The organism is Seonamhaeicola sp. ML3 (assembly GCF_023273855.1).
GTDB lineage: Bacteria > Bacteroidota > Bacteroidia > Flavobacteriales > Flavobacteriaceae > Seonamhaeicola.
Window position 1 is genome coordinate 1792483 of the sequence record NZ_CP096884.1, and the last position, 18562, is coordinate 1811044.

Genomic DNA, 18562 nt, shown 5'->3' on the forward strand with positions numbered 1-18562 from the left:
ACATGAACAAAATAGGAGTCATATTCGATTTAGATGGTGTTATAGTAGACACGGCCAAATATCACTTTTTGGCATGGAAAAAATTAGCTGATGACCTCGGTTTTGAGTTCACAGAAGAACATAACGAACTCTTAAAAGGTGTTAGCAGGGTAAGGTCTTTGGAGATATTACTGGATATTGGTAAGGTGACGGTTTCCGAAGAAAGGAAGCAAGAGTTTTTGGTGAGTAAAAACGAAGATTACTTGAGCTATATTACCAAAATGGAAGCCGATGAAATTCTTCCAGGCGCTTCAGAATTATTAGATGCTTTAGATGAGGCAGGTATTAAATACGTACTTGGTTCTGCTAGTAAAAATGCACCATTGATTTTAAAACAAATTGGTTTGTATGATAGGTTTGCTGGTATTGTTGATGGCAACAGTGTGTCTAAGGCAAAGCCAGACCCTGAAGTGTTTTTAATAGGCGCCAATAAACTTGGGCTTGAGCCTAGCCAATGTGTCGTTTTTGAGGATGCTATTGCAGGTATAGAAGCGGCAAAAAATGCGAATATGGTTGCGGTAGGTATAGGGGACGAAAAAACCCTAAGCGAAGCAGATTACAATTTCAACAACTTGACAGAGGTTCCAGGGAACTTTTTTACCGAGTTAACGACATTAAATTGAGAGAACAATGAATCAAGATTATATAAAACCAGACAACTGGTCTATCATAGAAGAAGGGTTTGACCCGGCCAGAGTAGAGTCTTCAGAAAGTTTGTTCAGTATTGGGAACGGAGCCATGGGGCAACGTGCCAATTTTGAAGAAGCTTATTCAGGAGAAACCTTTCAAGGAAGTTATATTGCAGGGGTTTACTATCCTGATAAAACCCGTGTGGGCTGGTGGAAAAATGGTTATCCCGAGTATTTCGCAAAGGTGTTAAATGCACCAAATTGGATTGGGATAGATGTTTCTGTGAATGGAGAGCAGTTAGACTTAGACACTTGTAAAAAAATAGCAGATTTTAGACGCGAATTGAATATGCAGGAAGGTTGGCTCTCTAGGTCATTTAAAGCGACACTTTCAAATGGAGTAGAAGTTCAAGTGGAGTCGAAACGTTTCTTGAGCTTAGATATAGATGAGCTTGGGGTTATTCAATATAGCGTAACGCCAATGAACGGTGATGCAGAAATAGTGCTTCGTCCATACATTGACAACGCTATAACAAACAAGGATACTAACTGGGATGATAAATTCTGGGATGTCCTTAATGTGAGCAATCAAGGGCAAAAAGCATTTATTGAAGCAAGAACGATGAAAACCGATTTTCATGTGTGTACATACATGGAGTCTAAGGTTTCAGTAAATGGAAAAGCGGTTAATGTTGAACCGACCATGCAGTCTAATGACCATTATATTTCGTTTGAATATAAACAAAATGTGAAGGCAGGAGATACCTATGCCATTACAAAAATGGGTGGTTATACGGTAGACCGAAACCATCATAAAATTCAATTGGTTAATGCTGCTACAAAAGTTTTAGAGACAGCTTTTGAGCTAGGCTTTGACCAGTTATTAGAAAAACAAAAAGAGGCTTGGGCCAGTATTTGGGAACGTGCCGATATTACCATTGAAGGTGATGTAAAAGCACAGCAAGGTATTCGTTTCAATATTTTCCAATTGAATCAAACTTATTTGGGTAAAGATTCAAGATTGAATATAGGTCCGAAAGGATTTACAGGAGAGAAATATGGCGGAAGTACCTATTGGGATACTGAAGCGTATTGTATTCCATTTTATATGGCTACCAAAGATCAAAGCGTAGCTAAAACACTTCTGGAATACCGATACAACCATTTAGATAGGGCCATTGAAAATGCTGGAAAATTAGGGTTTACCAATGGTGCAGCTTTATACCCAATGGTTACTATGAATGGCGAAGAATGCCATAATGAATGGGAGATTACCTTTGAAGAAATTCATAGAAACGGCGCCATTGCATTTGCTATATATAACTACTATCGTTACACGGGAGATTATAGTTATATTCCAGAAAAAGGACTAGAGGTATTAATTGGTATTGCCAGATTTTGGCAGCAAAGAGCCAATTTTTCAAAAGATAAAAACAAATATGTTATTCTTGGGGTTACCGGGCCTAATGAATATGAGAATAACGTAGATAACAACTGGTATACAAACTACTTAGCGCAATGGTGTATTAATTATGCCTTAGAAAATATCGAGAAAGTAGACAATGAATACCAAGATGATTTTATACGAATTGCTGAAAAGCTGAAATTAACTAAATCTGAAATTGCGCTTTGGAAAGCCGTTGCAGATAATATGTATTTCCCTTATTCACAGAAGCATCACGTTTACTTACAGCAAGACGGATTCTTGGACAAAGAACTGATTACAGTTGATGAACTGGACCAGACACAACGTCCAATTAATCAGCATTGGTCTTGGGATAGAATACTGCGTTCACCATACATAAAACAAGCGGACATACTTCAGGGCTTCTACTTCTTTGAAGATCAGTTTACTACTGAAGAGTTAGCACGTCACTTTGATTTTTACGAGCCATTTACAGTTCATGAAAGTTCATTGTCACCTTGTGTTCACAGTATCCAGGCTGCTAAATTAGGTAGAATGGAACAAGCCTATACGTTCTATTTACGTACGTCAAGGTTAGATTTAGACGATTATAACCATGAGGTTCATGAAGGTTTACATATTACATCAATGGCAGGAACCTGGATGAGTATTGTAGAAGGATTCGGCGGTATGCGTGTTAAGGATAATATATTGTCTTTTACGCCTCAAATTCCAAAACAATGGGAGGGGTATTCGTTTAAAGTGAATTTTAGAGATGCAATAATTAAAGTAAATGTTACGCAAAGCGAAACAAACTTTGAATTAGAAGCTGATCACGAATTGCAAATTCTGGTTAATGATAATCCAGTAATTATTACACCAAATAATTTGGTAACTGTATAATTATTAAACTCAAAAGAGATGAAATCGGTAGTTAAACTTTTAGCATTATCGCTCTTGATTATAGGGTTTTCTTGTAAAAAAGTTAACGAACAGGGTAGTGATAATTCTTCAGCTGAACCTGCTATTGAAACCTATGATATTGAGCGTATAGAGCCATTAAATTGGTGGGTTGGTTTTAAAAGTCAAGAGTTACAATTATTGGTTAAACACCCCAATATTTCAAAGGCCACTCCAAAGATTAATTATACCGGAGTTACTATTGATAAGGTGCATAAAGCCGATAGCCCTAACTATTTATTCATCGATTTAATTATTTCTGAAACTGCAAAAGCAGGAAAGTTTAATATCACATTCACTTTTGAAAACGGAGATAAAAAACAACACACATATGAGCTGAAAGGCAGAGTAAAGTCTTCCGATGATTTCATAGGTTTTGATAGCTCTGATGCTATTTTCTTAATCACTCCAGACCGATTTGCTAATGGAAACCCTGATAATGATATTGTTGATTCTATGAACGAAACAACAATAGATAGGACAGATGGTTATAGCCGTCACGGTGGAGACATTCAAGGAATTATAAATCATTTAGATTATATATACGACCTTGGTTATACGTCAATTTGGCCGTGTCCGTTATTGACTAATGATATGCCTAGAGGCTCTTATCATGGTTATGCTATGACCAACTATTATGAAATTGACCCACGTTTTGGAACCATGGAAGAGTATTTAGAATTATCTTCTAAAATGTCTGAAAAGGGTATGAAACTAGTTATGGATCAAGTAGCTAATCATTGTGGGTTAGAACATTGGTGGATGAAAGATTTACCATTCAAGGACTGGGTAAATTACCAGCCGCACTATGAGGAAAACAAAGAAGATTGGTCTCGTAAAACAGTAAAAAGGTCTAACCATAAAAGAACTTCAAATCAAGATATTTATGCTTCTCAGTCTGATAAAGAAGGTATGGCTGATGGTTGGTTTGTTTCTGGAATGCCAGATTTGAATCAACGTAATCCGTTTATTGCCAAATACATTATTCAAAATAGTATTTGGTGGATAGAAATAGCAAATCTAGGTGGTATTCGTCAAGATACCTATCCGTATCCAGATAAAAATTTTATGAGTGATTGGGCAGGTGCAATCATGAGAGAATACCCTAATTTCAGTATCGTTGGTGAAGAGTGGAGTTACAATCCGTTGCTTATTGGGTACTGGCAAGATGGAGCAAAAAATAATGATGGTTACGATTCTAATTTAAAGTCTCCAATGGATTTTGCGATGCAGCAAAATATTGTAAATGCTTTAAATGAAGAAGAAGCCTGGGACAAGGGATTAGTAAAAATGTATGAAGGTTTGGCCAATGATTTTCATTATGTAAAACCAAAAGATATCATGGTTTTTCCAGATAACCACGATATGAGTCGCATCTTTACACAATTAGGAGGTGATAAAACGAATACAAAAATGGCCTTAAGTTATTTGCTCACATTACCTCGAATTCCGCAGGTGTATTATGGTACTGAAATCTTTATGGACGATTTTGCTAAGCCTGGTGATCACGGACTTATTAGAACAGATTTTCCGGGAGGTTGGGAAGGTGACACTGTTAATGCATTTACAGGTGAAGGCTTAACAGCCGATCAAAAAGATATGCAAACTTTCATGGCTAAAGTCCTTAATTACAGAAAAGGTAGTAAGGCTATTCATGATGGTAAAACCATCCATTTTGCACCACAAAATGGTATTTATGTACTTTTTAGGATTCATGAAGAAGAAACTGTTGTACATATTATAAATAAGAATGAAGGTGAAACGAGTATAGATTTGTCAAGGTTTGGTGAAATAGGCCTTAACGGAAAAACCTTAAGGAATATAGTCACTAATGAAAGTTTAGTTTGGAATAATGTATTGGAATTAACTGGAAAAGGAAGCATGATTTTAACAACCAAGTTATAATTATGAATAGATTAATAGCGGTCTGCTTCCTTTTACTTTTTTTGTCTTGTAAATCAGAAATAGCTCCAGTTCGTATTACCGAGAATATAGTTGGGCTTTTAGATCGATATGAGCAGTTCCCTTCTGTAAACATCGAACCTAGAATGGTTGATGTTTGGTTTCCGCAGGATTATTCTGAAGATAAAAAATATGCGGTGCTCTATATGCACGACGGACAAATGCTTTTTGATGCCAAAACAACTTGGAATAAACAAGAATGGCAGGTTGATGAGTGGGCTACAAAATTGATGAGGCAAGGTAAAACCAAAGACTTTATTGTTGTTGGTGTTCATAACATTAGGGAGCTGAGGAATTCAAATTACTTCCCGCAAAAGGTTTATGAAGCATTAATGCAAAAAGACAAGGATTCCTTGAAGGCAATGACCGATAAACAAAATGCCAAATCATTAATAAATTCAGATAGCTATCTTAAATTTTTGGTGAATGAGCTAAAACCATTTGTAGATGCCAATTACGCCGTAAAAACAGATAAAGACAACACATTTGTAATGGGTTCCAGTAGAGGGGGATTGATTTCAATGTATGCCATTAGTGAATATCCAGAAGTTTTTGGAGGGGCAGCCTGTCTTTCCACGCATTGGACAGGTACTTATGATAATATTGATAACGATATTCCCGATGCTTTTTTCGATTATATGAAGATGTATCTTCCTAATAGTGAAAATCACAAGTTGTATTTTGATTATGGAGACAAAACCTTGGATGAAAAATATTTACCTTATCAGAACAAAGCCGATAGGGTTATTGTCAGTAAAGGTCATGCAAAGAGTATTAAGTTTACGGGAGCAGATCATTCTGAGGTTTCTTGGGGCGCTAGATTAGATATTCCATTAACCTTTTTATTAGGTAATTAAATTAAACAGTCAGATTTTTAAAATCAGATTGGCCTGAAACATATAATAATGTATAGTTTGAAACAACTTATTCTATTTCTTTTCATTTCAGCAATAACCTTTGCTCAGAATGGCAACAGACTTTTTAAATCGGTAATTGAGAAGGAAAATCAAATTATTGTAGAAGTAAGCGATGGAGAATATCATGTTCAATTCTATTCATCAGAAATTGTTGAGACTTCCTTCATTCCAAAAGGAGAAAATTTGAATAACGCATCACATGCTGTTATTCTTGATGTACCAAATCTAAACGCTGAAATTCAAGAAAGTGATTCATTGATTACCATAGCTACTGCAGGTATCAAGGTTGAAATAGCTAAAAAACCATTTCAGATTTCTTATGCTTATAAAGGGGAATCTATAATTTCAGAAAAGCGAGGCTTTTACCATTCTGCTCATGAACCAATGGATTTGGTAAGTGGTAATATCAAAACTAAGAGCACCGATAAAATTGAATTCAATGTAACGCCCAATGAAGTGCTGTATGGCGGTGGAGCAAGAGCGCTCGGGATGAACAGAAGAGGCTATAGGTTGCCACTTTATAATAGGGCCCATTACGGTTATGAAACTAAGAGTGAATTGATGAACTATACCATGCCAATTGTGGTGAGTTCAAAACAATATATGATTCATTTTGATAATGCGCCAATTGGCTATTTAGACCTTGATAGCAAAGGTGATAATAGCTTAACCTATGAAACTATTTCGGGAAGAAAAACCTATCAAATCATTGTAGGTGACTCGTGGTATGATTTACTAGATAATTATACCGATTTAACTGGAAAACAACCCATGTTGCCTCGTTGGGCTTTGGGAAATTTTTCCAGTAGGTTCGGTTACCATTCCCAAGTCGAAACAGAAGCCACTATTACAAAATTTCAAGAAGAAGAAATTCCAGTAGATGCCGTTATTTTAGATTTATATTGGTTTGGGAAAGCGGTTAAAGGAACCATGGGGAATCTGGAGTTTTTAAAAGATTCATTCCCAAACCCTAAACAGATGATTAAGAATCTTCAAGATAAAAATGTAGAGACGATATTAATTACAGAGCCTTTTGTGCTGACCACTTCAAAAAGATGGGATGAAGCCGTAAGCAAAGCTATTTTAGCTAAAGATTCATTAGGTAATCCTTTTACATTCGATTTCTATTTCGGGAATACAGGATTGATCGATATTTATAATTCGAAAGGAAAAAGTTGGTTCAAAAATATTTATAAAGACTTGTCGAAAATGGGCGTGACCGGATTTTGGGGGGATTTAGGAGAGCCAGAAGTGCATCCAAACGGCTTGTTACATGCCATGGGTACAGCCAATGAAATGCATAATATTTACGGGCATCATTGGGCAGAATTAGTTTTTGATGCGAATAAGGAAATGAATCCTAGTCAAAGACCATTTATTTTGATGCGAGCTGGTTATTCTGGCTCACAACGTTTTGGTATGGTGCCTTGGTCTGGAGATGTTAATAGAACTTGGGGTGGACTAAACAGACAACCAGAAATTGCTTTACAAATGGGACTGCAAGGATTGGCGTTTATGCATTCAGATTTAGGAGGCTTTGCAGGGGCTAATTTAGATGACGAACTATATGTGCGTTGGTTGCAATATGGAGTTTTTCAACCAATTTACAGACCCCATGCACAAGAAGAGGTGCCCAGTGAACCCGTTTTTAGAAGTGAAAAAGCTAAAAAATTAGCAAAAGAAGCTATAGAATTACGTTATCAATTATTGCCATATAACTATAATTTGGTATTTGAAAATAACCAATTTGGAAAGCCTTTAATGCGTCCGTTGTTTTTTGAAGAAGACGATAATCCAGAACTCTTAAATTATTCGGCAACCTATTTATGGGGAAATGACTTTTTAGTATCTCCGGTATTATATCAAGGGCAAAAAGAACAGGAGGTTTACTTCCCGGCAACTTCCAACTGGTTCAATTTTTATACAGATGAATATGTGGAGGGCGGACAGGTCAAAACCGTTACTTTAAATGAAAATAGTATTCCAACCTATGTTCGCGCAGGAGCGTTTATTCCCATGGCAAAATCAATGCAATCCACAAAGGAATACGATTCCAACAATTTAGATGTTCATTATTATTTCGAAGAGTCTAACGAAGAAAACGAGCAAGAATTTTATAATGACGACGGGAAAACAGCCGAAGCTTTTGAAAAAGGCGCCTATGAGATTTTGGAGTTTGAAGCCGAATTTAAAAAGTCTTGTTTAGAAATTGAATTAGATGCAGAAATAGGAAGCAACTTTAAACCGCAATCCAAAAATATCCATTTGGTTATTCATAACATAGAAAAGCAACCAAAACGTATTAATATTAATGGGAAAAAGGTAGCGGTTAATTGGAATGAAAAAACAAAAACATTAAGTGTTCCAGTAAATTGGAATACTGAAGATGAAACTGAAGTAAAAATAAAACTAAATAAATAACATTATGAACAGAACCTTTATTCTAAGCTGTTTTATGGTATTTGCTATAATGTTAAGTTGTAAAGAGGACGTGGAAAAACCACAGCGAGAAGTGAAGACATCCTTAAAGAAAAAGCAAGTAGTTTATCAGGTTTTTACACGCCTTTTTGGGAATACAAATACAAATAACAAACCTTGGGGAACTATAGAAGAAAATGGAGTAGGTAAGTTTAACGACTTTACTGATAAGGCTCTAAGAGAGATTAAGGATTTAGGTGTTACTCACATTTGGTATACTGGAGTACCACACCACGATGTTATTACAGATTACACAGTTTATGGTGTCTCTAATGATGACCCAGATGTGGTGAAAGGTAGGGCAGGTTCACCATATGCAGTTAAAGATTATTATAACGTAAACCCAGATTTAGCAGTTAATGTTGAGAATCGTTTAGAGGAATTTAAGGCATTAATCAATCGTTCTCACAAGGCAGGGTTAAAGGTGATTATTGATATTGTGCCTAACCATGTTGCTAGGAATTATCAAAGTTTAACCAATCCTGAGGGGGTTGAAGATTTTGGCACTTCAGATGATACATCCAAAACGTATGACGTGAATAATAACTTTTATTATAATCCAGAAGAGACTTTTAAAGTGCCTAAATGGGAAAATGGATATTCACCGTTGGGAGATGAAACACACCCTTTAGAAGATGGGTTTTTTGATGAGAATCCTGCAAAATGGACGGGTAATGGGTCTCGATTATCACAACCTCATATGGGGGATTGGTACGAAACCGTAAAAGTAAATTATGGTATAGCTCCAGATGGTACTAAACACTTTGATGAGCTTCCAGAGGGATATGATAATGAAGATTACAAAAAACACTTTGAGTTTTGGCAGGGTAAAACTGTTCCTAACTCTTGGGATAAGTTTAAGGATATTGCCCTGTATTGGTTAGAAATAGGTGTAGATGGTTTCCGTTTTGATATGGCAGAAATGGTACCGGTAGAGTTCTGGAGTTACATGAATTCAAATATAAAAACTAAAAACCCAGAGGCCTTTTTACTAGCGGAAGTTTATAATCCAAGTCTTTACAGGGATTATATTAAAAAAGGGAAAATGGATTATCTGTACGACAAGGTAGAGCTTTACGATACCCTAAAACATGTCATGCAAGGCCATGGTAAAACAGATAATATTCCACCAATCCAGGAAGGGTTAAAAGACATAGAACACCATATGCTTCACTTTTTAGAAAATCATGATGAGCAGCGTATTGCAAGCCCTGAGTTTGCCGGAAGTGCAGAAAAAGGAAAGCCCGCCATGGTGGTTTCGGCTACCATTAGTACATCACCAACCATGATTTATTTTGGGCAAGAACTTGGTGAGCCTGGAGCAGAAGATGGTGGGTTTGGAGACCCTTCAAGAACCTCAATTTTTGATTATGTGGGAGTACCACATTTACAGCGTTGGGTAAATGATAAACAGTTTGATGGTGGTCAATCTTCAGAAGATGAAAAAGCCTTACGCGATTTTTATAAGCGTTTGTTAAACTTTACAATAAATAGTTCTGCATTGGCGGGGAATTATCAAGATATCCACTTGTACAATAGGGCGCATACAGAAAATTATACGGATAAAGTATTATCATTTGTTAGATGGAGTGATGATGAAAAACTAATTGTAGTTTCTAATTTTGACGATAGTAAGATGTATGGATTCGATTTAAAGATTCCGAAAGATATCATTGAAATATGGGCTTTGGAATCTAGTAATTATGATGTGGGCGATGTGCTTTACAATGAATTTGTAACGAGCTTAGAGGTTGAAAATGGTATCGGCACTATGAATATTGAAATTGCGCCTTTGGAATCCCTAATATTAAAACTTAAGTAAGATGAAAAAACTAATCATCATATTATTGATATCAGCCTTGCTATCAAATTGTCAAGGAAAAAAGGAGGTTGTAGAAGTTAAACCGGAAACCCCATTTGTTTGGGAAGGTGCCAATATTTATTTTTTACTTACCGATAGGTTTAACAATGCAGATTCATCCAACGATGTTAATTTCAATAGAACAAAAGAGAGCGCTATACTTCGTGGTTTTAAAGGTGGTGACTTAAAAGGAGTTACTCAAAAAATAAATGAGGGGTATTTTACAGATTTGGGAATAAACGCTATATGGATGACGCCTATTGTAGAGCAAATCCACGGGAGTACGGATGAAGGTACTGGAGTGACCTACGGTTTTCATGGTTATTGGACAAAAGATTGGACCGCAATTGATCCAAATTATGGGACAAAAGAAGATTTGCATCAATTGGTAGAAGCTGCCCACAGCAAGGGAATCCGGATTTTATTAGATGCCGTGATTAACCACACAGGGCCTGTTACCGAAAAGGATCCTGTGTGGCCAGAGGAATGGGTGAGGACAAGTCCAACCTGTAAGCATAATTCATATGAATCTACCATTTCGTGTACCTTGGTAGATAACTTGCCAGATGTAAAAACCGAATCTGATGAAGCTGTTGAGTTGCCACCACAATTAGTAGCTAAATGGAAGGAGGAAGGGAGTTATGAACAAGAACTAGCTGAGTTGGATGCGTTTTTTGAAAGAACAGGATATCCAAGAGCGCCAAGATTTTATATCATTAAATGGTTAACGGATTACATTACTGAATTTGGAATAGACGGTTACCGTTGTGATACCGTAAAGCACACCGAAGAATATGTTTGGGAAGCGTTTAAAACCGAGTGTGATTTTGCATTTACTGAGTACAAAAAAATAAACCCTGATAAGGTTTTAGATAATAACGATTTCTATTTGGTAGGTGAGGTTTACAACTATGGCATCAGCGGAGGAAAGTATTTCGATTTTGGTGATAAAAAAGTAAATTATTATGATAATAGGTTTACGAGTCAAATCAATTTTGAATTCAAATGGAATGCAAAACAAATGTCTATACAAGATATGTTTGCCAAGTATAATAGTGCTTTACAAAATGAGTTGAAAGGTTTTGGGGTATTAAATTATTTAAGTTCCCATGATGACCACGACCCTTTTGATAACATGCGAGATAAACCATTTGAAACCGCAAATAAATTATTGTTGTCCCCAGGGACATCGCAGGTGTATTATGGAGATGAGCTAGCCAGAGTTTTACATGTTGAAGGCGCCAGCGGAGATGCTCACCTAAGGTCGCTCATGAATTGGGATGATTTAGAGAGCAACAAAGCTATTTTAGAGCATTGGCAAAAATTAGGAAAATTTAGAATAAATCATCCAGCGGTTGGTGCTGGAATTCACAAGGAGATTTCAAAAACACCATTCATTTTTAGTAGAAACTATACGCGAGATAATTATGAAGATATTGTAGTTATTGGTCTTGATTTGCCTATCGGTATTAAAGCAATTGACGTGTCTACGGTTTTCGAAAACGGGCAAAATCTTAGTGATGCCTACTCCGGACAAAAAGTAGAGGTGAGTAATGGGAAAGTAGTTATAGAATCAAATTATAATATCGTTTTACTTCAGAAATAGACAAGTAGTTTGGTTCAATATTTTTTGTGAATTCTTGTAACATTTTAAGTGTTATGGAGTCTTGTTTTTAACGACTAACTCAATAATTTGTAAATTTGTATTACAAGACTACACAGATGACCGACATAAATGAAAATATAGAATCCCCGCTTATTCTAAAAGTGAGTTTCAACAAGCTTCTTGAACATTATGAGCATTTGGCTAATGATGAAGATGAGTTTATAGCGGCAAGAGCTAAACGTGTGTTGAAAACTGCAGAGGCGTACCCTGAACTAAAACAAGGGTTTACAAGTACTCAGGTTTTAGAGGATAGGAGTCATGAAATTGGAATTATCCTAAGGGATTCATTTAGTCCAATTCTAACAAAAAATGAAATTAAAACCGCCTCGGTTCCTTTTCACAACCTTATTTTTAATAAGTCTGAACGCTTTGAAAGTATCATAAAAACCGCTGGAGAAGGTTTTGAACTTCAAATAAAAAACATGCCAGAGGAGTACAGGTATATTATAGCCTGTACAATTATTTTAAACTTCTGCTACGGATACAATCTGAATTTTAAACGTCCGTTTTATTACGAAATTCCAGACGCTAACGGTGTAATGCATTATTATAAGATTATGTATAATGCCGATTTTTGCGAAATATTACCAACAGCACATGCGCCCAAAATTACGCAAGAAGATTACGATGAGCTTCTGGATAATTTTGAGAATTTAAGTCTTTGGAAAGAGAAGTTTCCTCCCAATAGTTACGAGTTTAAAGGTTTTGTAATCTCAAATATTTTTGATGTAACCGACGACCAATCCATATCCAATATAAAGTCAACGCTAATAGGCGAGGATAAAAGAAAAGATGAAACCTTTATGGAAGGATTTCATGATATTTTCAGGTCGCTTCTAGGTATAAATGACATAAAAGTAGGTTTTTCCATTTTTAACGAAGAGGACCACATGTTCGAACGTGTTTACGGAGTGGGAATGAATAGTTACCTGTTGGGAGAATCTGAAAAAGAATCATGCAATAATGTATTATGCAATTGGTCATATAACAGGATGCTCAATGAGCATGAATATTTTTCTATTTCAGATGTAAAAGGGATTTACAAGAAAACAAAAGGTAAGGTGCCGCATATAAAAGTGTTGTATCAACAAGGCATTGGAAGTGCTATTTTCGCGCCAATAGCCAATGATGATGGTGTTATGGGTATATTGGAAATAGTATCCAATAGAGCAAAAGTGCTTAACAGTATCAACGCCAATAAATTGGTGGATATTATGCCTTATATAGTTTCTGCAGTAGAGCGTTCTAAAACAGAAGAAGAAAACCTTATTGAAGCCATAATACAAAAAGAATGTACCTCGATTCATCCAAGTGTGCATTGGCGATTTGCCAAAGAAGCCAAGGAGTTTATTAAAAACGAAATGAGCGGTGAAAAAGCGAGGTTTAAAAAGGTGGTTTTTGATGAAGTTTATCCTCTTTTTGGTCAGATAGATATAAAGGGGTCTTCCGAAGCTAGGAATACAGCAACCCGACAAGATTTAACATTGCAGCTAAATGCGGTGAAACATATTTTTACTAAGGCAAAAGACCAGGAGCCGCTCCCAATTTATGATCAGTATGTTTATCAAGTAGATAACTATCTCAAGGGATTAAGTGAGCATTTTCAGGTAGATAGTGAGCAGCAGATTTCAGATTTCTTTAAAAGCGAAGTTGAGCCTGTTTTAAAACATTTATCCGGAGTTGATATTTTAAAAGATGACATTGAAGCTTACTATGGAAGCATAGACGATAAAGTTGAGGTACTATATAAACATAGAAAAGACTATGATGAAACGATTGCGAGAATCAATCAAGATATGGCATCGTTACTAGATGAAAAACAGGCCGAAGCTCAAGCCATGTATCCGCACTTTTTTGAGAGATTTAAGACCGATGGCGTTGAGCACAATATGTATATTGGTGAGTCTATTACTAAAGAAGATAATTTCAATCTGATTTATTTGTATAATTTAAGGTTGTGGCAGCTTCAGGTTATGTGCGAAATGGAAAATGCATATTATCAAATGCAATCTGAGTTCCCAATTTCCCTAGATGTGGCCTCTATGATTTTAGTTTTCAATCAGCCTTTATCGATAAGTTTCAGAATGGATGAAAAGCAGTTTGATGTAGATGGTACCTACAATGCACGTTATGAAATCGTGAAAAAACGCGTAGATAAAGCTTTTATTAAGGGTACCAACGAACGCGTTACTCAAAAAGGTAAAATCAGCATCGTGTATTCACAAAAACAAGATGAGGTTGAGTATATGCGTTATATTAAGTTTTTACAAGATAAAAACTATTTAGATGATGATGTAGAAATCGTGGAGCTTCAAGATTTACAGGCTGTAACTGGTCTCAAGGCTATTCGTGTTAGCGTGCTGTATCACAAGGATGAAAATGATAAATCTTTCTACACGTACGATGATTTAATGAAAGAGATTAAAGCTTAAGGGTAATCTTATCCCGCCGCCCCAGACTTCTGGAAGGCCACAGCAAACGCAATAACACTTATAATAATACCTATCATAAATACACTATAAGTAAGGCGTAAGATTTTATACTTTCTGTCTAATACCAGTCCTAAGAAGTATAAGTCTTTTTTCATAGATGAGTAGAGATACTCACGGTCTTGCATCATCTCGCCCATAGCCCATTCAAAGTCTTTCAAGCTCATTTTATGAAAGTTTCCAAAGAATAATAGGTTTACTTTTTTGTTTGCAACGTCCTCTTTGGTGAATTTTCCACTTGTAACGTTGGGCCTTGTGGCAAGCACAGATAGAATAATGGAAGCTACAGTTACCAAAACAAAAATAATAGTGGGTATAATGAGGTGACTGTTGGAAGGGTTGTCCAGTTTAGGTATTAAATTCGCCAGTACCAAAGAAACAATTATAGCATTAACAGAAAGCAAAATATTCGCTTTGGTGTCGGCAATATTACTTAAGGTAATATGGTTTTTAAGGGTAACCCGAAACATGGTTTCTATACCGCGTTCAGGTAATTCAATTTTATTCTTTTTGAATTTTAGTTCTTCTTTCTTTTGATTCAGTTTTTTGTTGTCTGCGTCTAATTTCTTTTTGGTTCTAAGTAGTTCAGCAAGGTTTTTGCCCTTTCGCTTCTCCCACAGAGAAGCAGCTTCGGGCGAATGAAAGCTGTGTTTAGTAGTGAGGAAGCCAACATTTTCCTCGAGCCATTCACTTTCAGAAAACTGCTTGTTGCAAAGTAGCTCCCATTCCTTTCGTAGTAACTCCGAAATTTCAAAATAATTTTTACTTCCAATATGGGAGCAGTCGGCGTCTTTAATGATTTTTTCTAGTTGTGTTATCGGGCTATACCCCACATGAGTAGCCATAATTAATGCGCAAACAGCATCAATGTTGTCAGTGCTATAACTTTGGGAACTCAAAAAATCCTTTGCTATAACAGTGCTGGATTCCTCATGGTTCTCGATTGCTTTAGTATAGCCTGTGTCATGCAGCCAACAGCTTATAATTAGAATTTCTTTTTCAGAATCTGTAAGTTCAGCCAGTTCGCCTAATTCTTTAGCTTTTTCTACTACCCTTTGGGTGTGCGCTAAATTATGGTACAAAAAAGCATTGTCTAATTTTTCGCTTAAAAGCTTAGTGGCGAATTTCTCGGTAGCAGTAACTATGTCGTTCATAAATTAAACGGTTTATCGTAAAAATACTAAACTTTAGTAAAACTAAAGTATTGTATAGAGTCGCAATAATTTGTCGTAAATTTATCAATAACTTATCAGGGCATCTTTGTTTTGATAAAGTGTAAGAATAAAGGTCTAAAAACGACCAAATTCTATTAAAAATAATGCTAAAAGGAAAAGACTATGCTTACATGGAAAGATGTTATCCGTTTTTCTGTAAACGGAAATTTAGAGCCAGATTCTCGTGTTGAAAAAACAGAGCAAGAATGGCGAAATCAACTAACTAGCGACCAGTACAGAATTACAAGGCAAAAAGGAACAGAAAGGCCCCATAGCGGAGCACTATGTTCCAGTTACGAATCTGGAAAATATAATTGTATTTGTTGTGGCACTCCCTTATTCGATTCTGGAATAAAATTCAATTCAGGGACAGGTTGGCCTAGTTTTACACAGCCAATAAAAGATAATGCCATTAAATACGAAAGAGATGATTCCTTTGGTATGGTACGCGTAGAGGTGATGTGCAATACTTGCGATGCTCATTTAGGACATGTATTTCCCGATGGGCCGGAACCTAGTGGTTTACGTTACTGTATAAATTCTGAATCGTTACAATTAGAAAAAGAAAACAATTGATGGAAAATAAAAATTTGCAATTGGCCACTTTTGGAGGTGGCTGTTTTTGGTGTACAGAGGCTATTTTTAGAGAATTGAAAGGTGTTGAAAAAGTGGTGTCTGGATATTCGGGTGGGAATGCGCCCGGAAAGCCAACATACAGAGAAGTCTGTTCGGGTTTAACGGGACATGCAGAAGTGGTACAGGTTACTTTTGATGCTAGTGTTATTTCTTTGGAGGAGGTTTTAATTATTTTCATGACCACCCACGACCCAACAACATTAAATAGACAAGGTGCCGATGTTGGGACACAATATCGTTCGGTGATTTACTATCACAACGACCATCAAAAAGAAGTTGCCGAAACTATAACCAAGGAAGTAGCCAAGTATTTCGATAACCCTATTGTGACTGAAATTACACCTTTAGAGATTTTCTATGATGCTGAAGATTACCATCAAGATTATTACAGAAACAATACCGAACAAGGCTATTGCAATGCTGTTATATCACCAAAGTTAGCTAAGTTTAGGAAGCTATATACCGAAAAATTAAGGTAATGGAAATTAAATTATATGGTACCGAAAGATGTCATAAAAGTCAATATTACAAGAGGTTTTTGGAAGATTTAAATTTGGATTTTAAATTTTTGGATGTTGAATTGCATACTGAACATGCAGAGTCTCTCAAAGAGCTATACGAAAACAGAAAACTCAATTTTCCAACACTTACAATTGGAGATAAAAAACTAAGAAATCCATCGGATAAGGATTTAAGAAAGTGGATTGAAAAATTATTATGAAGCTACACATAAAAGATAAGTTTAATGTTGAGTTGCCCGCAGATACCATTCTTGAAAATTCAAGACGACAAGTGTCTAAGGCCTGTTTCTCTTTTGTTATTCCTAAAAAAACAGCCAATCCCGAATTACTTCATGTATCACCAGAGATACTCGATAATTTAGGCTTGTCTCAAGATGATGCCAAAAGCGAAATGTTCTTAAACGTTTTTACGGGGAATGACATACTACCTAATACGAAACCTTATGCGATGTGTTATGGCGGTCATCAATTTGGGCATTGGGCAGGGCAGTTAGGCGACGGACGTGCCATTAATTTGTGCGAAGTTGAGCATAATGGCAAAAATTGGGCATTACAGCTAAAAGGTGCTGGAGAGACACCATACTCTAGATCTGCAGATGGATTAGCTGTTTTACGCTCATCAGTTCGAGAATATTTGTGTAGCGAAGCCATGTTTCATCTGGGTTTGCCAACCACCAGAGCTTTATCTTTAGCTTTATCTGGAGACCAAGTATTACGCGATGTTATGTACGATGGTAATCCGGCCTATGAAAAAGGGGCGATTGTATGTAGAACTGCAGCATCTTTTTTGCGTTTCGGAAACTATCAGATTTTTGCTGCCCGCCAGGATTACGATAACTTGAAGGTGTTAGTTGATTATACCATAAAACATCATTTTGCATATTTAGGTCAACCAAGTAAAGACGTATATATTGAGTTTTTTAGGGAGGTAACCAACCGTACCCTAGATATGATTATCCATTGGCAGCGTGTTGGTTTTGTGCATGGTGTTATGAATACCGATAATATGTCCATTCTTGGTTTAACAATAGATTATGGTCCTTATGGATGGCTAGAAGGCTACGATTATGGGTGGACACCAAATACCACAGATAGAGAAAATAAACGCTACAGATATGGTAATCAACCAAACATCGGGCTTTGGAATTTACTGCAACTGGCCAATGCTTTGTATCCTTTAATTGAAGAGGCTAAGCCGTTGGAGGATATATTGAATCAGTACAAAACAGATTTCGATAAAAAGTCTTTGGAAATGATGCGTTCTAAACTCGGTTTGGAAATTCATGATGAAAATGATCAACAGTTGATTCAAGAACTTGAAGATAACTTACACCTTTCAGAAACTGATATGACGATTTTCTTTAGAAATTTAAGTGATTTTAAAAATGCATCAGAAGGATTGGGGATTGTGAAAGATGCCTTCTATAAACCCGACGAAATTGTTGCAAAAATTAAAACGCGTTGGGAGGATTGGTTCAATAAATATGAACAAAGACTTGGTTTGGAAACGATTTCTTTTGAAGTGCGTCAATCTAAAATGAAGGCTGTAAATCCAAAATATGTATTGCGAAATTATATGGCGCAATTAGCTATAGACAATGCAGATAAAGGCGATTATGTGCTTATTGATGAATTGTTTAAAATGCTTAAAAAACCATATAATGAGCAGCCTGAATATGAAAAATGGTTTGCTAAAAGACCCGAGTGGGCTCGACATAAAGTTGGTTGCTCTATGTTGTCTTGTAGTTCTTAAAGTAACTTTTATAAAAGTAAATAATACGTAAA

13 protein-coding genes are annotated in these 18562 nt (G+C 36.2%); 12 read left to right on the forward strand and 1 reads right to left on the reverse strand.

The annotated features are described in order from the left end of the window. The first annotated feature begins 2 nt into the window (after window positions 1–2). From pgmB to M0214_RS08145, 8 genes are all read left to right on the forward strand, one after another. Window positions 3–662 (forward strand): beta-phosphoglucomutase, encoded by a 660-nt coding sequence (gene pgmB / locus M0214_RS08110; protein ID WP_248722067.1) that lies wholly within the window; start codon window positions 3–5, stop codon window positions 660–662. A 7-nt stretch (window positions 663–669) separates the two neighbouring features. After that, window positions 670–2976 carry a glycoside hydrolase family 65 protein gene (locus M0214_RS08115; RefSeq protein ID WP_248722068.1) on the forward strand — a complete coding sequence of 769 codons (2307 nt, stop codon included), beginning with the start codon at window positions 670–672 and terminating at the stop codon, window positions 2974–2976. Between the two features lie 18 nt (window positions 2977–2994). Beyond that, window positions 2995–4938: a glycoside hydrolase family 13 protein gene (locus tag M0214_RS08120; protein ID WP_248722069.1), complete on the forward strand. Its 1944-nt coding sequence runs from the start codon at window positions 2995–2997 to the stop codon at window positions 4936–4938. Window positions 4939–4940: 2 nt separating this feature from the next. Next, window positions 4941–5852, forward strand: a complete 912-nt coding sequence (locus M0214_RS08125; RefSeq protein ID WP_248722070.1) for an alpha/beta hydrolase — start codon at window positions 4941–4943, stop codon at window positions 5850–5852. Between the two features lie 48 nt (window positions 5853–5900). Then, on the forward strand, window positions 5901–8333 hold the full coding sequence (locus M0214_RS08130) for a TIM-barrel domain-containing protein (protein ID WP_248722071.1): 2433 nt from the start codon (window positions 5901–5903) through the stop codon (window positions 8331–8333). Between the two features lie 4 nt (window positions 8334–8337). Then, the gene (locus M0214_RS08135; protein WP_248722072.1) at window positions 8338–10212 is read left to right on the forward strand and encodes an alpha-amylase family glycosyl hydrolase; all 1875 of its coding nucleotides are present in this window, start codon (window positions 8338–8340) and stop codon (window positions 10210–10212) included. 1 nt (window position 10213) lies between these two features. Beyond that, complete coding sequence (locus tag M0214_RS08140; protein WP_248722073.1) at window positions 10214–11857, forward strand: alpha-amylase family glycosyl hydrolase; 1644 nt, start codon at window positions 10214–10216, stop codon at window positions 11855–11857. Window positions 11858–11973: 116 nt separating this feature from the next. After that, complete coding sequence (locus M0214_RS08145; RefSeq protein ID WP_248722074.1) at window positions 11974–14349, forward strand: GAF domain-containing protein; 2376 nt, start codon at window positions 11974–11976, stop codon at window positions 14347–14349. An 8-nt stretch (window positions 14350–14357) separates the two neighbouring features. Here the strand turns inward: M0214_RS08145 and M0214_RS08150 are convergent, their stop codons facing one another. Further along, window positions 14358–15560: a Pycsar system effector family protein gene (locus tag M0214_RS08150; RefSeq protein WP_248722075.1), complete on the reverse strand. Its 1203-nt coding sequence runs from the start codon at window positions 15558–15560 to the stop codon at window positions 14358–14360. Window positions 15561–15743: 183 nt separating this feature from the next. Between M0214_RS08150 and msrB the strand changes: the two genes are divergently transcribed. From msrB to M0214_RS08170, 4 genes are read left to right on the forward strand one after another with little or no spacing between them, the layout of a single operon-like run. Continuing rightward, entirely contained in the window at window positions 15744–16196 is a 453-nt protein-coding gene (msrB, locus tag M0214_RS08155) for a peptide-methionine (R)-S-oxide reductase MsrB (protein ID WP_248722076.1), read from the forward strand. After that, window positions 16196–16735, forward strand: coding sequence for a peptide-methionine (S)-S-oxide reductase MsrA (gene msrA / locus M0214_RS08160; RefSeq protein ID WP_248722077.1), 540 nt, complete (start codon window positions 16196–16198; stop codon window positions 16733–16735). Before msrB ends, msrA begins: the two co-directional genes overlap by 1 nt. Next, window positions 16735–16977: a glutaredoxin domain-containing protein gene (locus tag M0214_RS08165; RefSeq protein WP_248722078.1), complete on the forward strand. Its 243-nt coding sequence runs from the start codon at window positions 16735–16737 to the stop codon at window positions 16975–16977. Before msrA ends, M0214_RS08165 begins: the two co-directional genes overlap by 1 nt. Beyond that, window positions 16974–18530 carry a YdiU family protein gene (locus M0214_RS08170; RefSeq protein WP_248722079.1) on the forward strand — a complete coding sequence of 519 codons (1557 nt, stop codon included), beginning with the start codon at window positions 16974–16976 and terminating at the stop codon, window positions 18528–18530. Before M0214_RS08165 ends, M0214_RS08170 begins: the two co-directional genes overlap by 4 nt. Window positions 18531–18562: the final 32 nt, after the last annotated feature.